Consider the following 15,510-nt stretch of genomic DNA (forward strand, 5'->3'; position numbering starts at 1 on the left):
CGTCACTGGCGACAGGAGAGCGGATCGGCGGGGACCGGGCGGTGAAGGAACGTGGTGAGCGTTTCGCTAAACCCTTGCGTCGAATCGTTAATCCGCCGGCATCGTGAATCCTTCGTCACCGCCTGCCGCGACGTCGCCGGCATTCAGCAATTCGCAATCAATCCTGGCGAGACTGCACCGCGTGGGCCGTACGATGCGGCCGCGGTTGCAGGCTCTCTCGGATCCATGAAGAACAAGCGCTTCCGCATCGAGGAAAGTCTCGGCGTTTCCCATGCTCCGGTCGAGGCGTCGCCTCAGCCGAACCCGGCCAATGACGACCGGATCTCCGAGATCCTGGCGACGGTCAACGAGCTGAAGCGGCTGACCCAGACCACGACCGGCGACGTGATCGACGCCTGCCGTCGCGAGATGGCCGAAGTCTACGGGATGCGCACCGAGCTCGACGTGATGAAGGCCGCCATCGGCCGGACCAAGCACGAGATCGCGGTGCTGCACCGGCAGGACTTCGACGGCAAGGGCGTGCGCCGGGCCGCCGGCGAGCTCGACGCCGTGGTCGACGCGACCGAGCGGGCGACCACCACCATCCTGGCGGCCGTCGAGGAGATCGAGACCCACGCCTCGGTGCTGCGCTCGACCGGCGGGCTGAAGGACAGCTCCAGCGTCGATGCCATCCTCGACCGCACCGTCGTGCTCTACGAGGCCTGCAACTTCCAGGACCTGACCGGCCAGCGGATCAGCAAGATCGTCAACGTCCTCAAGTTCGTCGAGGACCACATCGACCGGATGATCGACGCCTGGGGCGGCCTGGACGCGTTCAAGGACCTGATCGGCGAGAGCGCCGGCGGCGTCAGCATCGACGACGAGAGCAGCCTCCTCAACGGGCCGAAGCTCGACGAGGATCCGGGCCACGTCGACCAGACCGACATCGACGCCCTGTTCGATTGAGAGACGCGGCCGCGCAGGCCGGAACGGGACGGACCCGAAAACCCACTGTGTCGCCCGGCTCCCGGTCCCCGGACAGCCGCGGGACGATGCGGTGGGTTTCGTCGCGTCTCCGCCGCCCGGCCCCGCGGCTTACGGGACGCCGCGGCCGGTGACGCGCGACCACGCCCCCGCGAGGCGCGATCTTGTCCCCGCGAGGCGCGATCCCGCCCCCGCGAGGCCTCCCCGTACAGGCGCCGCCGCCATCCGCTCCATGCGCCGCAGCAGGTCCTCGGCCGCCGCCCGCGGATCGGCGAGGTGGTGCTGGCTGCCGAAGGCGCCGGGGGCCGCCTCCGCCGTGCCGGGCTGGTGGAGGTAGGACACGGCGTTGCCGCACAGGACGTCGACGAGCCGGAAGGTCGGGTTGATCGTGCGCCCGGGGCTGAGCGCCACCACGCGCCGGCCGGGCGGCGCGAACAGGGCCGTGTGCAGGGCCGAGCCGAGGGAACCCGCCACCACCCGGCGCCGGGCGAAGAGCCGGACCTGCTCGGCGAAGCCCATCGTCTCCGGGTGCAGGATCTCGACGCCCGCGCGGGCGAGGATCTCCGTCACCTCGTCCTCGTTGGCGAAGCGCCGCACGCCGCCGGCGAGCCGGGTCTTGGCGAGGTAGGCGGGCCGGTCGTCGGCATCGACCTCGTCGGGGGCGTGGCAGCCGGCTCCGATCGCGAGGCACAGGTCGCGAAAGACCGCGTGGCCGTAGGCCTCCTCCTGGAAGGCCGGAGCCGGCACGACGACGCGCCGCAGCCGCCGCGGCCCCTCGAAGGCATGGATGTCGCGCACGTCGAGGCCGAGGCGAGCGAGGATGTCGAGGGCGAAAAGGTAGGGCCGCCACAGGGCCGGGTCGGTCGGCGCGTAGCAGAGGATCGGCGCCGCCGGCCGTCCCGACAGGAGCGGCCAGAACCGCGGCAGGGTGGTGACGAGGAAGTGCCCGTAATGCAGGTGGGCGCCGCCGAGGAAGAGGTAGGTCTCTTCCGGCGCCTCCGGGATCTCCGCCGGCAGGCCCGAGGACCAGTCCTGCGGCCAGTCGATGCGCTGCCAGGACGGCACGGTGCCGCGGTAATCCACGCTCTCGGGCACGAAGCGCCCTGCCGCGTCGAACAGGGCCGAGGGCCGGCCCCGCGCCTCGCTGTGCGGCAGGTAGAGGGCGTTCTCGATCGTGCGCACCGCCGGCCGGTCGCGCCGGATCGGCGGGATGCGGGGCACGCGGCAGTCGCGCAGGCTCATGCGGGCGGGGGTTCCTTCGTCCGTCGGTCTTCGGGGGCATCGGCCGCCGGTGGCCTTTTAGCGCCCGTGCGCGGTCTTTCCAGCGGCGGCGGCGGCGCCTACATCGCGGGGATGAGCCGACAGCCTGGGAACGACGTGCCGCCCGACGCCCTCGACGCGATCGAGGACGACGAGACGGTGGACGCCCTCGACACCTCGCCGGAGATCGACTTCGACCTCGATGCCGGGGCCGGGGCGATCCAGGCCGGCACCGCGGTGATCCGCCGGTTCTGGACCACGCTGCCGTCCTCGCCGGGCGTCTACCGGATGTTCGACGCCAAGGGCGACGTGCTCTACGTCGGCAAGGCCAAGAACCTGAAGAACCGGGTCGGCTCCTACGCGCGCGGCCAGGCGCACACCAACCGCATCGCCCGGATGATCGCCGAGACGGCCTCGATGGAGTTCGTCACCACGGCGACCGAGACCGAGGCGCTGCTGCTGGAGGCCAACCTCATCAAGCAGCTGAAGCCCCGCTTCAACGTGCTGATGCGGGACGACAAGTCCCTGCCCTACATCCTGCTCACGGCGGATTCCGACGCGCCGCAGCTCGTCAAGCATCGCGGGGCGCGGCGCCGGGCCGGGCATTACTACGGCCCCTTCGCCAGCGTCTGGGCGGTCAACCGTACGGTGAACGCGCTGCAGCGCGCCTTCCTGCTGCGCTCCTGCTCCGACAGCTATTTCGAGAACCGCTCGCGACCCTGCCTGCTCTACCAGATCAAGCGCTGCTCGGGCCCCTGCACGAACGAGATCTCGGTCGAGGACTATGCCGGGCTGGCGGCGGAGGCGCGGGGCTTCCTGTCGGGCAAGTCCAACGCCATCAAGGAGCGGATGGCCGCCGAGATGCAGGCGGCGTCGGATGCCTGGGAGTTCGAGAAGGCGGCGCGCTACCGCGACCGCATCGCCGCGCTCGCCGCCATCCAGGGCGTGCAGGGCGTGAACACGCAAGGGATCGAGGAGGCCGACGTCTTCGCCCTCGACGAGCAGGCCGGGCAGTTCTGCATCGAGGTGTTCTTCTTCCGCAACTGGCAGAACTGGGGCAACCGGGCCTACTTCCCGAAGGCCGACCGCAGCATGACGCCGGACGAGGTGCTGGCCTCGTTCCTGGCCCAGTTCTACGACGACAAGCCGGCGCCCCGGCTGGTGCTGGTCTCGCACGAGATCGAGGATGCCGAACTCCTCGCCGCCGCCCTCTCGACCAAGAGCGAGAACCGGGTCGAGATCCACTGCCCGAAACGCGCCGAGCGCAAGAACCTCGTCGAGTACGCCGCCCGCAACGCCCGCGAGGCGCTGGCCCGGCGCCTCGCCGACACCGCCTCGCAGGGCAAGCTTCTCGCCGCGCTCGGCACCTCGTTCAATCTCGCGGCGGCGCCCCGCCGCATCGAGGTCTACGACAACTCGCACATCATGGGGACGAACGCGGTCGGCGCGATGATCGTCGCGGGTCCCACCGGCTTCATGAAGACCCACTACCGGACCTTCACCATCAAGTCCGAGGAGGTGAAGCCCGGCGACGATTACGGCATGATGCGCGAGGTGCTGCAGCGCCGCTTCGCCCGCCTCGTCAAGGAGCACCCGCGCACCAAGGCCGAGGCGGGCGTGGCGGCCGCCGCCGGCGGCCCGTCGGAGCCCGAGCCCGCACCGGACCCGAACGACACCGAGGCGTTTCCGGCCTGGCCCGACCTCGTGCTGATCGACGGCGGCCGCGGCCAGCTCGAGGCGGCCCGCAAGGCCCTCGACGAGGTCGGGGTCACCGACGTGCCGCTCGTCGGCATCGCCAAGGGGCGCGACCGGGATGCGGGGCGCGAGACCTTCTTCGTGCCCGGCCAGGCGCCGTTCCGCCTGCCGCCGCGCGACCCGACCCTGTACTTCGTGCAGCGCCTGCGCGACGAGGCCCACCGCTTCGCCATCGGGGCGCACCGGGCCAAGCGCAAGCGCGAGATGGTGAAGAACCCCCTCGACGAGATCCCGGGGATCGGGCCGACGCGCAAGCGCGCGCTCCTGCACCATTTCGGGACCGTGAAGGCGATCGAGCGGGCCGCCCTTGAGGATCTGGCGAGGACGCCGGGCGTGAATGCCGCGACCGCCCGGGCGGTCTACGACTTTTTCCACGCCGATGCGTGAGGCGGGGGGATCCGTGAGGCCCTGTCCGGGTTCAGCCGTGTTGACGCCCCCTCCCCCCGCGTGGTTTCACCGAAGGCGATGAACGTGGTCGTGCCCCGGCGCCGCTCGACGGCCCTCAACCTCGCCAACATGCTGACCTACGGCCGCCTGGTCGCGGTTCCGGTGGTGGTGGCGCTGCTGTTCTGGCCCCAGGACGACACCGCGCGGTGGATCGCCGTCGCGGTCTTCGTGGCGGCCGCGATCACCGACTATCTCGACGGCTACGTCGCCCGCACCTATTCCCAGAGCTCGGCGCTCGGGCGGATGCTCGACCCGATCGCCGACAAGCTGCTCGTCGCCGCAAGCCTCCTGATGCTCTGCGCCGACGGGACGATCCGCGGCTGGTCGCTCTGGGCCGCCATCGTGATCCTGTGCCGGGAGATCCTGGTCTCGGGCCTGCGCGAATACCTCGCCGAGCTGAAGGTCGGCGTGCCGGTGAGCCGGGTCGCCAAGTGGAAGACCGCGGTGCAGCTCGTGGCGCTGGGCGTGCTGATCGCCGGCCCGGCCGGCGAGCGGGTGCTGCCGGGCAACGGCACGCTCGGCCTCGTGCTGCTGTGGCTCGCCGCCGCGCTGACGCTCTACACCGGCTACGACTACATGCGCTCCGGCATCCGCCACGTGATCGACGACGAGAGATGAGCGCCACCCCATGAAGCTCGTCTACTTCGCCTGGGTCCGCGAGCGGATCGGCCGTCCCGAGGAAATCCTCGACCTGCCGCCCGAGGTCGCGACCGTCGCCGACCTCGTCGCCTTCCTGAAGGGCCGCGGCGAGGAATACGCCTACGCCTTCGAGACCGAGGGCGTTGTCCGCGCCGCCGTCGACCGGGTCCACGCCAAGCCGGAGACGCCGCTCGCGGGCGCGGCTGAGGTCGCGTTCTTCCCGCCGATGACCGGCGGCTGAGGCGGGACCTCTCTCGCGAACCCCGGTTCGACGGTCGCCTTCGCCACCTCCGGGCCCTCCCGTGGAGGCCGCTCGGGCCGCCCGATCGGCACCCGCCTGCAACAGGAATCCGGGAGACCCGTGATGCCTCGCCCCCTGCCGCTCCTCGCCGCCCTCGTCTCGTCCGTCACGGCCTTCGCCGCTGCCGCCGAGCCGGTGAGGGTCGGTCCGCTGCTGGAGCATCGCGGGATGTGCGAGGCGTCGGGTGCCGTGCCGTATCCGCGCGGCAGCTTCGGCGACCGGTTCCTGGTGGTCGACGACGAGTCGACCGTGGTGCGGCTCTACCGGGCGGGCGCGAGCGGCGAGGCCCTGCCCCTCGACGGCGCCGATCTCGCGGCGCATCTCGGCCTGGGCGAGAAGGACGGCAAGGCCGACCTCGAATCCGCGACCTGGCTCGGCCCCGATCTCTTCGTCCTCGGCTCGCACAGCCGCCGTCACGGCGGCAAGCAGAGCCCGGGCCGCGGCCGGCTCGCCGCCATGGCGGTGACGGACCCAGCCGGTACGCCGACGCTCGCCCCGAAGGGCACCGCGATCCGCTCCCTGCCCCAGGCCTTCGCGGCGCTGTCACCGCTCCTGGCGGCGCGGATCGGCCTCGACGCGCCGGCGCGCGACGACCTCGACCCCAAGCGCAAGGGCTTCAACATCGAGGGCATGGCGCCGCGCCCGGACGAAAAGTCCCTCTGGCTCGGCCTGCGCAACCCCCTCGACACCGACGCGAACGCTCAGCTGGTACCCCTGGAGAACCCGGCCGAGGCGATCGCCGGCGCCGCCCCGCGGCTCGGCCCCCCGGTCGCCCTCGACCTCAAGGGCCGCGGCATCCGCGACATCGCCTACGCGCCGCGGGCCAAGGCCTATATCGTGCTGGCCGGGGGAGCGGGCGGCGGGGGCGAGCCGTTCGACCTCTACCGCTGGTCGGGCACGCCGGCGGACAAGCCGGTCCGGATCGAGGGCGCCGCCGCGGCCTTCGCGGCGATCCCCGATTTCCAGCCGGAAGGCCTGCTGGTCGACCCGGCCGGCGACCGGGTGCAGGTGCTGAGCGACGACGGCGAGGCGCTGGGCTCCGACGGCAAGCCGTGCGGGGAGTCGCGGGACGGCAAGCGCTTCCGGAGCCTGACGCTGGAGCTGCGGTGACGCGTTCACCCCGCCGGGTGCTTCGACGGCGACGGGCGCCGGCGGTCGGCCGTCCCCTTCGCGGGGCGGCCGACCTGCCCCTCAGTCGAAGCTGCGCTTCGAGCCCGAGCCGCCCAGGCTGATCTTGCGCGCCTGGGGCTGCGCCGGAGCGGCCTGGACCGGCTTGGGCGGCGGCAGGTGGGCCTGGCCGTGGACCACGGCGCCGATCTCGCCCAGCGCCTTTACCAGGTCGTCCTTGCCGCAGGTGCGGGCGACGACGAGGCCGAGCTTGTGGGTGTGGCTCTTGGCGTAGAGGTAGCCCGCGAGCTTGGCGCGGGTCTCGACCGGCAGGGCATCGAGGAGGTCCGGCAGGTCCTCCGGCTCGGCCCGGTAGATCTCCCCGAGGGTCGCGAGCGGGACAGGGCAGTCGCGGTCGGCTTCGGCGCCGCTGGTGGGGTGGCCCTGGATCATGATGCGTCCTCCGGCTGATCGATGGCGTGACGGCGAATCTAGGTCCGTTCGCCCGGGGATGAAACCGCGGGGTGCAATCGGCGATTCGCGGTGCTCGCGCTCCGGCGTCTCGATGCCCTATGCTCGCCCGGGAGACCAGGGGGGCAGCATGGCCAAGATGGACGAGGGGACGACGGACGGCACCGCCGACGCGGCGGCGGCGCGGCCGCAGGGCGAGCTCACCGTGCGGACCATCGCGATGCCGGCCGACACCAACGCCAACGGCGACATCTTCGGCGGCTGGGTCATGTCGCAGATGGACCAGGCCGGCGGCATCGCCGGGGTCGAGCGGGCGCAGGGCCGCGTCGTCACGGTGGCGGTCGACGGCATGACCTTCCTGCGCCCGGTCCGGGTCGGCGACGTGCTGTGCGTCTACACCCAGGTCGTCGGCACCGGCCGCACCTCGATGCGGATCCAGATCGAGGCCTGGGCCCGGCGCTTCCGCACCCAGACCCGCGAGAAGGTGACGGTCGGCGTGTTCACCTTCGTGGCGATCGACGACGAGGGCCGCCCGCGCCCGATCCCGCCCGTCTCCCCGGGCCTGTCCCCGTGAGCCTCGCTGCGGATCCGACCGATCCGGCGGGCTTCGCCTGCCAGTCCTGCGGCGCCTGCTGCGCCTACTCGGCGGAGTGGCCGCGTTTCAGCATCGAGGACGACGCCGACCTCGCGCGCATCCCGGAGGCCTATGTCGACGACCCGGCCGGGCGGATGCGCTGCGACGGCGACCGGTGCAGCGCGCTGGAGGGCCGGATCGGCGAATCCGTCGCCTGCAAGGTCTACGCGGTGCGGCCGGAGGTCTGCCGCACCTGCGAGCCCGGCGACCCGGAATGCCTGATCGCCCGCCGGCATCACGGCCTGCCGGCGTAAGCGGAAGGTTCCTGCGGGCATTCCGCCCCTTGCGCCGCGGCGCCAAGGCCGGCACATCCCACGGATGATCGAACATCCGACCCGGGACGTCGGCTTCGGGGTCTACCTGCACTGGCCCTTCTGTGCCGCGAAGTGCCCGTATTGCGACTTCAACAGCCATGTCCGCCACACGCGCCTCGACCAGGCACGCTGGCGCGCCGCCTTCGCGCGCGAGATCGCCCACGCGGCCGCCCTCGCGCCGGGGCGCACCGTCACCAGCATCTTCCTCGGCGGCGGCACGCCCTCGCTGATGGAGCCGGAGACCGTGGGGGCGCTCCTCGACGCGGTGGCGGGCGCCTGGAGCGTGTCGCCCGACGTCGAGGTGACGCTCGAGGCCAACCCGACCAGCGTCGAGGCGGAGCGCTTCCGCGGCTACCGGGCGGCGGGGGTCAACCGGGTCTCGCTCGGCGTCCAGGCCCTCGACGACGCCTCGCTGAAGACGCTCGGGCGCCTGCACAGCACCGCGGAGGCGATGCGGGCGGTCGAGACCGCCGCCGTGCATTTCGAGCGCTATTCCTTCGACCTGATCTACGCCCGGCCGGGCCAGACGCCGCAGGCCTGGGCCGCCGAGCTGCGCGGGGCGATCGCCCGGGCGGCCGAGCATCTCTCGCTCTACCAGCTCACCATCGAGGAGGGGACGCCGTTCTACGGTCTGGCCGCCGCCGGCAAGCTCACCGTGCCGGACGACGACACGGCACGCATCCTCTACGACGTGACCCAGGAGGTCTGCGCGGGTGCGGGCCTCCCGGCCTACGAGATCTCGAACCACGCCCGGCCCGGCGCCGAATCGCGCCACAACCTGCTCTACTGGCGCTACGGCGAGTATGCCGGTATCGGCCCGGGCGCCCATGGCCGCCTCGTCCTGCCGGCGGGCCGCACCGGCACCTCGACCGAGCGCAACCCGGAGGCCTGGCTCGCCCGGGCCGAGGGCGAGGGGCACGGCCTCCTCGAGACCGAGGCGCTGAGTCCCGGCGACCAAGCCGACGAGTTCCTGATGATGGGCCTGCGCCTGCGCGAGGGGATCGATCCCGCCCGCTACGCCGCGCTCGCCGGCCGGCCCCTCGACCCGGAGCGCATCGCGGGCCTCGTCGGTGCGGGGCTCGTCGCGCGGGCGCCCGACGGCCGCCTCGCGGCGACCCCGAAGGGCGCGCCGGTGCTCAACGCCGTGGTGGCCGAGCTGGCGGCCTGACGGCCCGCCCCCTCGCGCCCGCCGGGGGCCTTACGTCCCCGAGGGTCCCAGCGCCCGCGGCGCCGGGCTGACGATCGTGGTGCCGCCGCCCCGGATCTCGAACACCGCGAGCGTCCGGTCGCTGGTGCCCTCCGGGCGGAACCGGAAGGTCCCGTCGATTCCGGCGAAGCCCGACGGGTTGGTGAGCGTGGTGTCGGCGAAGCGCTGCGACCCGTATTGCCGGTTGAGCGCCGCGGCGAGCGACACCGCGTCGTAGGACAGCGTCGCGACCCGCACCGGGTCGGTGCCGAACCGGGCCCGGTAGCGCTGGCCGAAGCCGGCAAAGCCCACCGGGTCGGCGGCGGCGAACCAGGCGCCCTGGAAGGCCGGCAGGGCGAAGACCCGCGGGTCGTTCCACACCGCGGTGCCGACCGGGCGGACCCGGGCCGGGTTGAAGCCGGCGCGGGCGAGCGCCGCCCCGGCGGCGGCGAGCCCGTCGGGCGTGTCGGGCAGGAACAGGGCGTCGGCCTGCGGCGCCGGGCCGGTCATCAGCGGGGCGAGCCGCCCGATCGCCGCCGCCGGGTTGCCGGCCGGGTAGCGCTCGATCGCGACGACGCGGCCGCCGCGGCGCGCCACCGCCTCGCGGAACTGCGCCTCGACGGCGTTGCCGTAGGTCGTTTCCGGGATCAGGGCCACGAAGGAGCGCCGGCCCCCTTCCGTGGTCGCGTCGATGATGCGGTCGACCTCGGTCTGCGGCAGGAAGCTGAGCAGATAGACGCCGCGGGCCGCCACGCTGACATCGGTCGAGAAGGCGATCACCGGCTTGCCGGCCGGCCGCGCCGTGGTGGCGGCGGATTGCACCGTGGCGGAGAAGAGCGGCCCGATGACCAGCTCCGCGCCCTCGGCGATCGCCGACGCCGCCGCCTCGCGGGCGCCGTCCGGCGTGCCGCGGTCGTCCTTCACCAGGAGCTTCAGGTCGGGGCTCTGGGATTCCTGCAGCGCCAGCTCGGCGGCGTTGCGCAGGCTGGCGCCCACCGCGGCCCCGGGGCCGGAGAGCGGCAGGATCAACGCCACCTTGACGCTACCGGTGCCGAGCGTCGCCGGCTCGCCGGGAGGCGGCGCGGCGGGGGCTTCCGGCGCGGGCGCGCGGGTGGCGACGACCGGGCTGTCGACCCCGCCGCAGGCGCCGAGCGCCAGCAGGCCGGCGAGCAGCGCGCCGCCCCATCCCAAACGCTTCAGAGTGTCGAGGCCGATGCCCCCCATCGCCCGCTCCCCCCGGTCCGGCCGCCCCGCCGCGCCCCGCGCGCAACGAATCGGCAACGAACGTGCCCGGTGCATAAAGTCTGCCGGGGAAAAGTAAACGACCGCTCCCGGCCACACCGCGATGGCGCGGGGGCCGGAAGCCGTGGCAGTGTCGCGCGCGATGACCCAGCGCAGCGACGATTCCCGCCGCCGGTCTCCGGACCGGTCCGCCACCGGCCGGGGCCCGGCCGTCTATACCGCCTTCGGCCTCGCCGCCGAGGCCGATCCCCTGCCCCCCGGCCTGCACGTCGTGGCGACGCCGATCGGCAACCTGAAGGACGTGAGCTTCCGGGCCCTCGCGACGCTCGCCGCCGCCGACGCGGTTTTGGCCGAGGATACCCGCGTCACTCGCACGCTGCTCGCCCATTACGGCATCACCACGCCGCTCGTGGCCTATCACGAGCATTCGGGCGAGGGGGTGCGCGACCGGATGATCGCCCGGATGCAGGGCGGCGAAGCCCTGGCACTGGTCTCGGATGCCGGCACGCCGCTGGTCTCCGATCCCGGCTTCAAGCTGGTCCAGGCGGCGATCGCGGCGGGCCTTGCCGTGACCCCGATTCCCGGGCCCTCGGCCGCGATCACGGCGCTGGTCGCGGCCGGCCTGCCGACCGACCGGTTCTTCTTCGAGGGGTTCCTGCCGCAGAAGAGCGGCGCCCGGCGCAACCGCCTGGCGATGCTCGCCGGCGTGCCGGGCACGCTGGTTCTGTTCGAGGCACCCCACCGCCTGCCCGAGATGCTGGCGGACGCCGCCGAGGTGCTGGGCGGCACCCGCCCGGCCGCGGTGGCGCGCGAGCTGACCAAGCTGTTCGAGACCGTGCGCCGGGGCGACCTCGCCTCGCTCGCCGCCGAGTACGCCGCCGCCGGTCCGCCGAAGGGCGAGGTGGTGGTGGTGATCGGCACCGCGCCCGAGGATGCGCCCGGCCCGGAGCACGACGCCGACCTCGACGCCCGGATCGAGGCGGCGCTCGCCCGCCACTCGATCAAGGACGCGGCCAGCCTCGTCGCCGACGAGACCGGCCTGAAGCGGCGCGAGGTCTATGCCCGCGCCCTGGTGCTGGCCCGCCGCGGCGGCGATGCCGGCGAGGCCTGACGGCGCGGCCCGGCGCCGGCTCCACCTCGCCCGCGGCCGGCGGGCCGAAATCCTGGCGGCGCTCGCCCTGCTGCTGAAGGGCTACCGGCCGCTCGCCTGGCGTGTGTCGCTCGGCGGCGGCGAGATCGACCTGATCGTGCGCCGCGGCAGCGTCGTCGCCTTCGTCGAGGTCAAGGCCCGTCCGACCCTGGAGGCGGCCCAGGTCGCGATCGACGCGCGCAAGCGCCGCCTCGTGTCCCGCGCGGCCCGGGCGTGGATCGCCCGCGCGCCCTGGTGCGCCGGCCTGACGCTCCGGGCCGACGCGGTCCTCGTCGCGCCCGGCCGCTGGCCCCGCCACGTCGTCTCCGCCTTCGAGCTGGATTCGTAGCGGTTAGCCCTGTTCCGTTCATCTTGCGTGCAGCGCACCATGCCTAAGCTTGCAGTGCGGCCTGAACGAGAACGGGGTGAGCGAGATGCGCAGCGGGTTCGGATGCGAGTCGTGCGGTTCGCCGGCGGTCCGCCTGCCGGCCGCCCTGACCGACGAGGCGATGATCCAGTGCGACCGCTGCGGCTGCACGCTGATGGCCTGGGGCGCGTTCAAGCGCCGGGTCGAGGCGCAGGAGGCCGCCGACCTGCGCGGCCCCGCGGAGCGGCGCAAGGGCGGGGCGCAGCCCGACGCGCGGAGCGCGTGAGGGCCGGCTCGCCGCCCACGAGCAGATTTCGCAAGAAGCGGCATCCGGTTTTTACGACAGACATCGGCGACGAACCGAGAACCTGAACGGGCGAAGCGTCGGCCCGCCGATGCGAGCCGACTCAGGATGACGCGATCGTCTCGTCGGCGCGTGGCGTCGTGCCGAGGCCGGACGCATAGGCGTTGATGATCGCCGCCAGCAGGCCGGGGAAGCGGGCCTCCACCTCGGCCCAGCGGGACTGGTTGCGCATCTCGACGCCATGGCGCTCGCTGCGGATCAATCCGGCCTCGCGCAGCACCTTGACGTGGTTGGACAGCGAGGATTTCGGGATCACGCGGTCGCCGATCGCCGACAGGGCGGAGCATGCCTCGACGCAGCCGGCCCGCATGATCCCGGCGAAGATGGCGGCCCGGTCGGGATCGGCGAGGGCGTGCAGGATCGCCTCGGGCCGCACGTCCTCGATGGCGGGGTGGAACAAGGGTCTCATCAACCGTCCGTAGGGGTCTTGAACTCCGTCGCCATAGTTCCGAAATTCCGAACTATGGGACTATCGCTCCGCCGACGGAGCGGGCCCGGATCGGAGAGTAGCACGCATGTCGAAGCTTGAGGGCAAGGTCGCCGTCGTGACCGGCGCGTCGAAGGGCATCGGCGCCGGGATCGCCAAGGCTCTGGCGCGCGAGGGCGCGGCCGTGGTGGTGAACTACGCCTCCAGCCGGGCGGGAGCCGACGCGGTCGTCGCGGCCATCGTCGGGGCCGGCGGCAGGGCGGTCGCGGTCCGGGGCGACGTGACCAGGGCGCCGGAGGCGCAGGCGCTGATCGAGGCCGCCGTCGGGGAATTCGGCCGGCTCGACGTGCTGGTCAACAATTCGGGCATCTACGAATTTGCCGCGATCGAGGACCTGACCGAGGCCCATTACCGGCGTCAGTTCGACGTCAACGTGCTCGGGCTCCTGCTGACGACGCAGGCCGCCGCGAGGCATCTCGGCGAGGGCGGCAGCATCGTGAACATCTCCTCGGCCATCACCCACGTGCACACGCCGATGGCGGCGGTCTATGCCGGGACCAAGGGTGCGGTGAACGCCATCTCGGGGGTGCTCGCCAACGAGCTGGCGCCGCGCAAGATCCGGGTGAACGTGGTCAGCCCGGGCTTCGTCGTGACCGAGGGCACGCACGCCGCCGGGGTCGTCGGCTCCGACATGGAGGCCGGCCTCGTCGCGCAGACGCCTCTGGGTCGCGCCGGCCGCCCGGAGGACATCGCCGGGGTGGTGGCGTTCCTGGCCTCCGACGAGGCCGGCTGGCTGACGGGCGAGGTCATCACCGCCAGCGGCGGCATCCGCTGAGGCGGGACGCTCAAGGCCGCGCGCGCCGCATGACGGCGCGGGCGGTCGACGAGGGCGAGGTCCGTCGCCGGGCCCGCGGGCGCAACCGTTCCATGCAGCCCGGTCCGGCGCGGCGAGATGTCGCGACCGAGGGACGGATCGACTTGCCTCGACTGGCGGTCGATGGAATCTATACTGTCTGAAATCGGACGATCGCGCCGGCGACCGGGCGCGTATCGGTCAGTTCGCCGCGGCGATCGCGGCGATCAGGGTGCGCTTGAGGTCCTGCTGGCTGAACGGCTTCTGCACGACCGGCCGGTCGCGGAACGGCTCGCGGATGCCCGCGCCGCCGTAGCCGGTGGAGAAGACCAGGGGCAGCCCACGGCGTACGATCGCCTCGGCGACGGGGTAGATCGGCTCGCCGGCGACGTTGACGTCGAGGATCGCGACCACGAAGCTCTCGCTCTCGGCCATCTCGAGCGCTTTGCTGAGCCGAGCCGCCGGACCCACGACCTCGCAGCCGAAATCGAGCAGCATGTCCTCCAGGAGCATCGAGATCGCCGCTTCGTCCTCGACGACGAGGACGCGGGCACCGTTCAGAAGCTCTTCGTTTGTTTCCGTGCCCACGCCGGATGTCTTTCCCTCATCGCCCCGAATCGGGGACCGACCGAACCGTCCCCGAGGCGGCGGGAGCCGTTGCGCCGTCGGGGGTTCCCATCGCCCGCAGCCCGTGCGAGTCCGCGGCGACACGCGTCACCAGCGCCGGTGAGCCGTCGCCCGGAAAGGCAGTCATGTCAAGCGTAGCGGGCTGGGACGCGATGCAGCGGGGATCGGGGCCGCGTGCCCCCTTGAATCGACGCCGCGTAGTATCGGGTGCGCTCGCCGGTCTTGTCTGGGGCGCGGCGGGTCTGGCGCTGGGTTCGACGGGGCGCCCGGTCGTCGTCGCCTCGAAGATCGATGGCGAGGGCGCGCTCCTCGGGCACATGATCGTCCTGAGTCTTCGGCGCCTCGGCGTGCCGGTGACCCCGCGGCTGCAGCTCGGCCCGACCCGCATCGTGCGCGCCGCGCTCCAGGCCGGCGAGATCGACGCCTACCCCGAATATACCGGCAACGCCGCCTTCTTCTCCGGCACCGATGCCGACCCGGCCTGGCGCCGGGCCGAGACCGCGCTCGCCGCGGCACGCCGCTTCGACGGGGCGAACGGCCTGACCTGGCTCACGCCTGCGCCCGCCAACAACACCTGGCAGATCGCCGTCGCGGGCAAGCTCGCCAGGGTCGAGGGCCTGCGCACGATGGCGGATTTCGCCGGCGCGGTCCGTCGCGGCCTGATCGAGCTCTGCGCCTCGGCGGAATTCGTCGAGAGCCCGGCCGCCCTGCCGTCCTTCGAGCGGGCCTACGATTTCGCCCTGCCGCGGGAGCGGATCGTGATGCTGCCCGGCGGCGACACCGCCGTCACCCTGCGGGCCGCAGCGCAAGGGATCAGCGGGGTCAACGCCGGCATGGTCTACGGCACCGACGGGGCGATCGCGGCCCTCGACGTGGTGGTGATGAGCGATCCCCTGGGCGCGCAGATCGTCTACGAGCCGGCGCCGCTCGTCCGCGCCGAGGCGCTGGCGCGCCACCCCGCGATGGCGCCCGCACTCGACCGGCTCTTCTCCGGCCTCGACCTCGCGACGCTGCGCCGGCTCAACGCGCAGGTGGCGGTGGACGGCGACACGCCGGAGGCCGTCGCCCGCCGCTACCTCGAATCGGTCGCACCATGAGGCCCTCCGAGATGACGCCTCCCGGCACGATGCCGCCCCGGACCTTGCCGCCTTCGATGCCGTCCCGCGGGCTGCCCCTCGCGACGGCCGGCCTCGCCGTCGCGGCGCTCGCGGGCCTGCCCGTCCTCACGCTCGCGCCGAACCGCCTCGTGCCCGGCGCGCCCGTCGGGATCGGCCTGCCCGGCCTCGGGCTCGGCCTCCTGGCGCTCGCCGCGGGCCTGCTGCTCGCCGCCCCCGCCTCCGCCAAGGGAAGCCGCCTCGCCCTCGCGGCGGCGCTCGCGGCCTGGTGCGGGCTGGTGCTCGCCGCCGGCCAGGGCGCCGCGGGGC

General features: G+C 73.1%; 18 protein-coding genes and 1 pseudogene. 14 read left to right on the forward strand and 5 right to left on the reverse strand.

Going from position 1 to position 15,510, the window contains the following annotated elements:
• Nucleotides 1-225 precede the first annotated feature (225 nt).
• On the forward strand, nucleotides 226-945 hold the full coding sequence (locus HPY23_RS23730) for a chemotaxis protein (RefSeq protein ID WP_060846699.1): 720 nt from the start codon (nucleotides 226-228) through the stop codon (nucleotides 943-945).
• 129 nt (nucleotides 946-1,074) lie between these two features.
• On the opposite strand, the gene HPY23_RS23735 is transcribed toward HPY23_RS23730, so the two are convergent.
• On the reverse strand, nucleotides 1,075-2,205 hold the full coding sequence (locus tag HPY23_RS23735; RefSeq protein ID WP_091883487.1) for a glycosyltransferase family 61 protein: 1,131 nt from the start codon (nucleotides 2,203-2,205) through the stop codon (nucleotides 1,075-1,077).
• A 111-nt stretch (nucleotides 2,206-2,316) separates the two neighbouring features.
• Here HPY23_RS23735 and uvrC point away from each other — a divergent pair, with 111 nt between their 5' ends.
• From uvrC to HPY23_RS23755, 4 genes are all read left to right on the forward strand, one after another.
• Nucleotides 2,317-4,365 (forward strand): excinuclease ABC subunit UvrC, encoded by a 2,049-nt coding sequence (gene uvrC / locus HPY23_RS23740; RefSeq protein ID WP_060849309.1) that lies wholly within the window; start codon nucleotides 2,317-2,319, stop codon nucleotides 4,363-4,365.
• A 78-nt stretch (nucleotides 4,366-4,443) separates the two neighbouring features.
• Nucleotides 4,444-5,043 carry a CDP-diacylglycerol--glycerol-3-phosphate 3-phosphatidyltransferase gene (gene pgsA / locus HPY23_RS23745; RefSeq protein ID WP_060846701.1) on the forward strand — a complete coding sequence of 200 codons (600 nt, stop codon included), beginning with the start codon at nucleotides 4,444-4,446 and terminating at the stop codon, nucleotides 5,041-5,043.
• 10 nt (nucleotides 5,044-5,053) lie between these two features.
• A complete protein-coding gene (gene moaD, locus HPY23_RS23750; protein ID WP_091883490.1) occupies nucleotides 5,054-5,305 on the forward strand; it encodes a molybdopterin converting factor subunit 1 in 252 nt (83 codons plus the stop codon).
• A gap of 123 nt (nucleotides 5,306-5,428) precedes the next feature.
• The gene (locus HPY23_RS23755; RefSeq protein ID WP_139234893.1) at nucleotides 5,429-6,475 is read left to right on the forward strand and encodes a DUF3616 domain-containing protein; all 1,047 of its coding nucleotides are present in this window, start codon (nucleotides 5,429-5,431) and stop codon (nucleotides 6,473-6,475) included.
• A gap of 81 nt (nucleotides 6,476-6,556) precedes the next feature.
• Here HPY23_RS23755 and HPY23_RS23760 read toward each other — a convergent pair whose 3' ends face one another.
• Nucleotides 6,557-6,925: a hypothetical protein gene (locus HPY23_RS23760; RefSeq protein WP_060846704.1), complete on the reverse strand. Its 369-nt coding sequence runs from the start codon at nucleotides 6,923-6,925 to the stop codon at nucleotides 6,557-6,559.
• A 148-nt stretch (nucleotides 6,926-7,073) separates the two neighbouring features.
• Here HPY23_RS23760 and yciA point away from each other — a divergent pair, with 148 nt between their 5' ends.
• The 3 genes from yciA to hemW all read left to right on the forward strand — a co-directional run bounded on the left by yciA (nucleotide 7,074) and on the right by hemW (nucleotide 9,059).
• Nucleotides 7,074-7,517 carry an acyl-CoA thioester hydrolase YciA gene (gene yciA / locus HPY23_RS23765; RefSeq protein WP_060846705.1) on the forward strand — a complete coding sequence of 148 codons (444 nt, stop codon included), beginning with the start codon at nucleotides 7,074-7,076 and terminating at the stop codon, nucleotides 7,515-7,517.
• Nucleotides 7,514-7,831, forward strand: coding sequence for a YkgJ family cysteine cluster protein (locus HPY23_RS23770; protein WP_091883493.1), 318 nt, complete (start codon nucleotides 7,514-7,516; stop codon nucleotides 7,829-7,831). Before yciA ends, HPY23_RS23770 begins: the two co-directional genes overlap by 4 nt.
• Nucleotides 7,832-7,895: 64 nt before the next feature.
• Nucleotides 7,896-9,059, forward strand: coding sequence for a radical SAM family heme chaperone HemW (hemW, locus tag HPY23_RS23775; protein ID WP_091883495.1), 1,164 nt, complete (start codon nucleotides 7,896-7,898; stop codon nucleotides 9,057-9,059).
• Nucleotides 9,060-9,089: 30 nt separating this feature from the next.
• Here hemW and HPY23_RS23780 read toward each other — a convergent pair whose 3' ends face one another.
• Nucleotides 9,090-10,301: a penicillin-binding protein activator gene (locus HPY23_RS23780; RefSeq protein WP_091883498.1), complete on the reverse strand. Its 1,212-nt coding sequence runs from the start codon at nucleotides 10,299-10,301 to the stop codon at nucleotides 9,090-9,092.
• 160 nt (nucleotides 10,302-10,461) lie between these two features.
• Between HPY23_RS23780 and rsmI the strand changes: the two genes are divergently transcribed.
• The 3 genes from rsmI to HPY23_RS23795 all read left to right on the forward strand — a co-directional run bounded on the left by rsmI (nucleotide 10,462) and on the right by HPY23_RS23795 (nucleotide 12,101).
• Entirely contained in the window at nucleotides 10,462-11,430 is a 969-nt protein-coding gene (rsmI, locus tag HPY23_RS23785) for a 16S rRNA (cytidine(1402)-2'-O)-methyltransferase (protein ID WP_060849310.1), read from the forward strand.
• Nucleotides 11,414-11,797, forward strand: a complete 384-nt coding sequence (locus tag HPY23_RS23790; RefSeq protein WP_082742761.1) for a YraN family protein — start codon at nucleotides 11,414-11,416, stop codon at nucleotides 11,795-11,797. Before rsmI ends, HPY23_RS23790 begins: the two co-directional genes overlap by 17 nt.
• Nucleotides 11,798-11,882: 85 nt before the next feature.
• Nucleotides 11,883-12,101: a hypothetical protein gene (locus tag HPY23_RS23795; RefSeq protein ID WP_236012700.1), complete on the forward strand. Its 219-nt coding sequence runs from the start codon at nucleotides 11,883-11,885 to the stop codon at nucleotides 12,099-12,101.
• Between the two features lie 121 nt (nucleotides 12,102-12,222).
• Here HPY23_RS23795 and HPY23_RS23800 read toward each other — a convergent pair whose 3' ends face one another.
• Nucleotides 12,223-12,588, reverse strand: coding sequence for an ArsR/SmtB family transcription factor (locus HPY23_RS23800; RefSeq protein ID WP_060846711.1), 366 nt, complete (start codon nucleotides 12,586-12,588; stop codon nucleotides 12,223-12,225).
• A gap of 106 nt (nucleotides 12,589-12,694) precedes the next feature.
• On the opposite strand from HPY23_RS23800, the gene HPY23_RS23805 reads away from it, so the two are divergent.
• Nucleotides 12,695-13,441, forward strand: a complete 747-nt coding sequence (locus HPY23_RS23805) for a glucose 1-dehydrogenase (RefSeq protein WP_060846712.1) — start codon at nucleotides 12,695-12,697, stop codon at nucleotides 13,439-13,441.
• Nucleotides 13,442-13,660: 219 nt separating this feature from the next.
• On the opposite strand, the gene HPY23_RS23810 is transcribed toward HPY23_RS23805, so the two are convergent.
• Nucleotides 13,661-13,972, reverse strand: coding sequence for a response regulator (locus HPY23_RS23810; protein ID WP_236012699.1), 312 nt, complete (start codon nucleotides 13,970-13,972; stop codon nucleotides 13,661-13,663).
• A gap of 266 nt (nucleotides 13,973-14,238) precedes the next feature.
• Between HPY23_RS23810 and HPY23_RS23815 the strand changes: the two genes are divergently transcribed.
• The gene (locus HPY23_RS23815) at nucleotides 14,239-15,183 is read left to right on the forward strand and encodes a glycine betaine ABC transporter substrate-binding protein (protein ID WP_091883506.1); all 945 of its coding nucleotides are present in this window, start codon (nucleotides 14,239-14,241) and stop codon (nucleotides 15,181-15,183) included.
• A gap of 56 nt (nucleotides 15,184-15,239) precedes the next feature.
• Nucleotides 15,240-15,510, forward strand: a pseudogene (locus HPY23_RS23820) (ABC transporter permease); the annotation flags it as partial.

It is taken from the genome of Methylobacterium ajmalii, assembly GCF_016613415.1.
GTDB lineage: Bacteria > Pseudomonadota > Alphaproteobacteria > Rhizobiales > Beijerinckiaceae > Methylobacterium > Methylobacterium ajmalii.

What these genes read in the sequence shown, in the direction of transcription:
- HPY23_RS23810 (WP_236012699.1), bottom strand. Translation starts at nt 13,972, where the DNA reads ATGCTCCTGGAGGACATGCTGCTCGATTTCGGCTGCGAGGTCGTGGGT.
- HPY23_RS23800 (WP_060846711.1), bottom strand. Translation starts at nt 12,588, where the DNA reads ATGAGACCCTTGTTCCACCCCGCCATCGAGGACGTGCGGCCCGAGGCG.
- HPY23_RS23815 (WP_091883506.1), top strand. Translation starts at nt 14,239, where the DNA reads ATGCAGCGGGGATCGGGGCCGCGTGCCCCCTTGAATCGACGCCGCGTA.
- HPY23_RS23790 (WP_082742761.1), top strand. Translation starts at nt 11,414, where the DNA reads ATGCCGGCGAGGCCTGACGGCGCGGCCCGGCGCCGGCTCCACCTCGCC.
- yciA (WP_060846705.1), top strand. Translation starts at nt 7,074, where the DNA reads ATGGCCAAGATGGACGAGGGGACGACGGACGGCACCGCCGACGCGGCG.
- HPY23_RS23805 (WP_060846712.1), top strand. Translation starts at nt 12,695, where the DNA reads ATGTCGAAGCTTGAGGGCAAGGTCGCCGTCGTGACCGGCGCGTCGAAG.
- moaD (WP_091883490.1), top strand. Translation starts at nt 5,054, where the DNA reads ATGAAGCTCGTCTACTTCGCCTGGGTCCGCGAGCGGATCGGCCGTCCC.
- rsmI (WP_060849310.1), top strand. Translation starts at nt 10,462, where the DNA reads ATGACCCAGCGCAGCGACGATTCCCGCCGCCGGTCTCCGGACCGGTCC.
- uvrC (WP_060849309.1), top strand. Translation starts at nt 2,317, where the DNA reads ATGAGCCGACAGCCTGGGAACGACGTGCCGCCCGACGCCCTCGACGCG.
- hemW (WP_091883495.1), top strand. Translation starts at nt 7,896, where the DNA reads ATGATCGAACATCCGACCCGGGACGTCGGCTTCGGGGTCTACCTGCAC.
- HPY23_RS23730 (WP_060846699.1), top strand. Translation starts at nt 226, where the DNA reads ATGAAGAACAAGCGCTTCCGCATCGAGGAAAGTCTCGGCGTTTCCCAT.
- HPY23_RS23755 (WP_139234893.1), top strand. Translation starts at nt 5,429, where the DNA reads ATGCCTCGCCCCCTGCCGCTCCTCGCCGCCCTCGTCTCGTCCGTCACG.
- HPY23_RS23795 (WP_236012700.1), top strand. Translation starts at nt 11,883, where the DNA reads ATGCGCAGCGGGTTCGGATGCGAGTCGTGCGGTTCGCCGGCGGTCCGC.
- HPY23_RS23780 (WP_091883498.1), bottom strand. Translation starts at nt 10,301, where the DNA reads ATGGGGGGCATCGGCCTCGACACTCTGAAGCGTTTGGGATGGGGCGGC.
- HPY23_RS23735 (WP_091883487.1), bottom strand. Translation starts at nt 2,205, where the DNA reads ATGAGCCTGCGCGACTGCCGCGTGCCCCGCATCCCGCCGATCCGGCGC.
- HPY23_RS23760 (WP_060846704.1), bottom strand. Translation starts at nt 6,925, where the DNA reads ATGATCCAGGGCCACCCCACCAGCGGCGCCGAAGCCGACCGCGACTGC.
- pgsA (WP_060846701.1), top strand. Translation starts at nt 4,444, where the DNA reads ATGAACGTGGTCGTGCCCCGGCGCCGCTCGACGGCCCTCAACCTCGCC.